Here is a 4,635-nt window from a genome sequence, read left to right as displayed (position 1 = left end):
CCCACCAAACCCACCCACAACGCCAGCGTCCACCGCACCCCGCGTCACCACCACCAGACAACCCGAACCCGCACCCGACTGCGAAGACGTCAGGAACGACTGCACCGCAGACAGAACATCGGCGGATACCCGGTGGACATCCTCGGCGGCAAGCGAAGCCGACTCCACCTCCAGCAACTCGACCTCGCCGACAGCATCCGCATCCGCACGCATCGGCAGTGCCGACCACTCCACCCGGAACAAGGCATCACCAACACCGCCCCCGGGCACCGTCAACTGCTCCTCTGAGACCGCCCGCAACACCAGCGACTCCACCGACGCCACCGGAACACCCGCACCGTCGGCCAAGTCCAGCGACAACGACTCCGCACCCGTCGACGTCAGCCGCACACGCAACGACGACGCACCCGAAGCATGAAGGGACACACCACTCCACGCGAACGGCAGAAACAGCCCGTCGCCATCGGACTCGCGCGCACCGGAGAAAGCGCCGGCATGCAGTGCGGCGTCCAGCAGCGCCGGGTGCAGACCGAACCCCGCAGCCGCGTCCACTTCTCCCGACGGCAACGCGACCTCGGCGAACACCTCGTCGTCCCGGCGCCACACCGCACGCAGTCCCTGGAACGCCGGCCCGTATCCGTATCCACGGGCGGCGAGCTCCTCATACAGGTGCGACACGTCCACAGGCACCGCGCCCTCCGGCGGCCATACACGCAACCCCGCACCGGCAGCGGGCACCTCCTCGCTCAGCTGGCCACTCGCATGACGTACCCAGGCAGAATCCACGTCGGCGTCATCCGCCCGCGAATACACCGCGACCGGCCGGACTCCACTGCCGGTGTCCTCGCCGACCGAGACCTGGAGACGGACCGCACCCTCGTCCGGAACCACCAGCGGCACCTCGATCACCAGCTCGCTCAGCACCCCCGCGCCCACCTCATCACCTGCGCGTACAGCCAGCTCCACCAGCGCGGCACCCGGCAGCAACACCACGCCGGACACCGCGTGGTCCGCGAGCCACGGCTGGGCGGCCAGTGACAGGCGGCCCGTGGCGACGACGCCACCCGTCTCGGGTACGCCCACCACGATGTCGAGCAGCGGATGTCCGGCGGCCAGGGCCGGGTCTCCGGCGGAAGCCGTCGGATTCAGCCAGTAGCGCTGCCGCTGGAAGGGGTAGGTGGGCAGGTCCACCCGGCGGGCACCGGTTGCGGCGAAGACCCTCTCCCAGTCCACGACCACACCCCGGGCATGCAGCCGGCCCAGGCAGTTCATCAGTGCCCGGTCCTCGGGCACGTCCCGTCGCAGGGAAGGCAGACAGTCCTGGGCCACCATCCCTGACAGCACGCCATCGGGGCCCAGCTCGAGGAACGTGGAGACCTTCAGCTCGCGCAGCGCCTGGACCCCGTCGTGGAAACGGACCGTGCCGCGTACGTGCTCCACCCAGTACTCCGGCGAACACAACCGGTCCGCGTCCGCCACCCCGCCGGTCAGGTTCGACACCACCGGCAGAGCAGGCTCATGGAACGTCAGGCCCGCCACGACCTGGCGGAACTCGTCCAGCATCGGGTCCATCAACGACGAGTGGAAGGCATGCGAGACCCGCAACCGCTTCGACCGCCGCCCCTCAAGACGCGCCACCACGGCCGTGACAGCATCCTCGACACCCGACAACACCAACGACGTGGCACCGTTGACCGCCGCGACACTCACGCCCTCCGTCAGCAGAGGCACGACCTCGTCCTCGGCCGCCTCGACCGCGAACATCACCCCACCCGACGGCAGCGCCTGCATCAGGCGGCCGCGCGCCACCACCAAGGCCGCCGCGTCCCCCAACGACCACACACCCGCCACGAACGCGGCCGTCGCCTCACCGATCGAATGACCGGCCAGATAGTCCGGGCGCACACCCCAGGACTCCACCAACCGGAACAACGCCACCTCGACCGCGAACAGCGCCGGCTGCGCAAACCGCGTCTCGTCCAGCAGGTCCCCGCCCTCGAAGACCAGCTGCCTGAGCGAGCGACCGAGCTCCTTGTCCACGGCCGCGCACACCTCGTCGAAAGCCTCCGCGAACACCGGGAATACGGCGTGCAGTTCACGCCCCATCCCGACCCGCTGCGACCCCTGACCCGTGAACAGCACACCCAGACGTCCGGGGACGACTGTCTGCGGGTCCAGCGACGCGAGGTGCTCTCGCGCCTCGTCCGCCGAACCCGCCACCACCACCGCACGGTGATCGAAGTGCGCACGGGTCGTCGCCAGCGAGAACGCGGCGTCCGTGAGGCTCAGTTCGCGGTGCGTTTCCAGATGGTCGGCCAGTCGCCGAGCCTGCGAGCGCACCGCCTCAGCCGACCTGCCCGACAGAACGAGGGGTACGAGACCCCGTGTCGCGGTCGGCTCGGCAACCTCCTTCTCGACTGCTTCCAGGATGACGTGCGCATTCGTCCCGCTGATGCCGAACGCCGACACACCCGCCCGCCGAGGACGGTCCGGTGCCGCCGGCCATTCGCGCGACTCCGTCAGCAGTTCCACCGCACCCGCCGACCAGTCCACCTTGGGCGACGGCGAGTCCACGTGGAGCGTCTTGGGCAGCACACCGTGCCGCATCGCCTGCACCATCTTGATCACACCCGCCACACCCGCCGTGGCCTGGGTGTGGCCGAGGTTCGACTTCACCGAGCCGAGCCATAGCGGTCGGTCCGCCGGGCGGCCCTGCCCGTAGGTCGCGATCAACGCCTGCGCCTCGATCGGATCGCCCAGCGAGGTACCCGTCCCGTGCGCCTCCACCGCGTCGACGTCCGTGGCCAGCAGTCCGGAGTTGGTCAAGGCCTGGCGGATCACCCGTCGCTGCGAGGGACCGTTGGGCGCGGTGAGACCGTTGGACGCACCGTCCTGGTTCACCGCGCTGCCCCTCACGACCGCCAGGACCTCGTGGCCGTTGCGCCGCGCGTCCGACAGCCGCTCCAGCAGCAGCAGTCCCACACCCTCGGCCCAGGACGTACCGTCCGCGCCCGCCGCGAACGCCTTGCAGCGAGCGTCCGTCGCCAGGCCCCGCTGTCGCGAGAAGGCAACGAACGCACCCGGCGTGGCCATCACGGACACACCACCGGCCAGCGCGAGCGAGCACTCGCCGCTGCGCAGAGCCTGGGCTGCCAGGTGGATGGCGACCAGCGCGGAGGAGCAGGCGGTGTCGATGGAGACGGCGGGGCCCTCGAAACCGAACGTGTACGAGACACGACCGGAGGTGACCGCGCCGGCGCTGCCCGTCAGGGCGTACCCCTCGGTGCTGGACTCGCCGCCCTCAAGGCTCGGGATGTAATCCTGAGGCTTGGTCCCGGCGAAGACACCGACATTGCGGCCTCGCAGCGAGGTCGGGTCGATGCCCGCCCGCTCGAAGACCTCCCAGGAGGTCTCCAGCAGCAACCGCTGCTGCGGGTCCATCGCCAGCGCCTCACGCGGGCTGATTCCGAAGAAGGCAGCGTCGAACTCAGCGGCGTCGGCGACGAAGCCGCCCTCCCTGACGTACGACTTACCGGGGCGCTCAGGATCGGGATCGAACAACCCGTTGACGTCCCAGCCACGGTCGGTCGGGAAGGCCGAGATTCCGTCGGTTCCCGCTGCGACAAGCTCCCACAGGTCCTCGGGCGAGGACACGCCTCCCGGGAGACGGCAGCCCATGGCGATGATCGCGATCGGGTCCGTCTTCTCGGACTCGACCTCGCGCAACCGCTTCCGCGCCTGGCTGAGATCGGCGAGGGCTCGCTTGAGGTAGTCGCGCAGCTTGTCGTCGTTCGTGCTCATCGCAAAGTCCTTCTGCTCAACAGGTGTGGGGGGGCCGACGCCGCTGTCAGGAAGTGCCGAGCTCGCTCTCCGCGAAGCTGAAGAGTTCGTCGTCGGAGGCGGACTCGAGATCGAAAGCCCCCTCGTCCTCCGCCACGGCACCGGGCGCCGCATACCGGGTCGCCAGGGTTTGGAGGCGCTTGGCCATCTGGGTCATGACGTCGTCCTCCAGGGACGCGCTGCTCAATGCCGCTTCAAGGCGGTCGAGTTCGGCGAGCACCGACGTCGGCGACGCACCCAGTTGTTCCAGCAGGACATCGGCGAGCGCGGCCGGCGTCGGGTAGTCGAACACCGCCGAGGCGGGCAGTTGAAGCCCTGTGGCCGCCGTAAGCCGGTTGCGCAGCTCCACACCCGTGAGCGAGTCGAAGCCGAGGTCCTTGAAGGCGCGGTCCGGCGCGATGGCGTCCCGTCCACGGCGGCCCAGCACGGTGGCGACGTCGGCGCTCACCAGGTCGAGCAGGACGCGCTGCCGCTCGGGCTGCGGCATCTTCGCCAGCCGGTCGGCCAGGGACTCGCCCGCCATGTTGCCAACGCCGCCTGCGGCGCTGACACGGACGGTTCGGCGTGGCTTGCGGACCAGGCCTCGCAGCATGGACGGCACCGGGCCGGTGGCCGCCTGCTCGGCGAGGGCTGCGAAGTCGAACTTGACCGGAACCAGAGCCGGTTCACCCGTTGCGAGGCTCGCGTCGAAGAGCGCCATCCCCTCCTCGAACGACAGCGGAAGAACACCGCTGCGCCGCATGCGTGCCTGGTCCGCCCGGTCCAGGGCACCGGCCATGCCTCCGGTGTCACCCC

At 69.9% G+C, this 4,635-nt stretch carries 1 protein-coding gene and 1 pseudogene; both read right to left on the bottom strand.

The genetic code is table 11. The features are described from left to right. Window positions 1-3,798: pseudogene (locus tag KMS84_RS37880) on the bottom strand (type I polyketide synthase); the annotation flags it as partial. 49 nt (window positions 3,799-3,847) lie between these two features. Continuing rightward, window positions 3,848-4,635 (bottom strand): phosphopantetheine-binding protein (locus KMS84_RS37875; protein ID WP_256921098.1); only part of this gene is annotated, 788 nt, incomplete at its 5' end.

The sequence above is a fragment of the Streptomyces hilarionis genome (assembly GCF_024539675.1).
GTDB classification, from domain to species: Bacteria; Actinomycetota; Actinomycetes; order Streptomycetales; family Streptomycetaceae; genus Streptomyces; species Streptomyces hilarionis.
The sequence above is the reverse complement of the archived record's forward strand: the minus strand, read 5'-3'. Positions and strand labels throughout refer to the sequence as shown.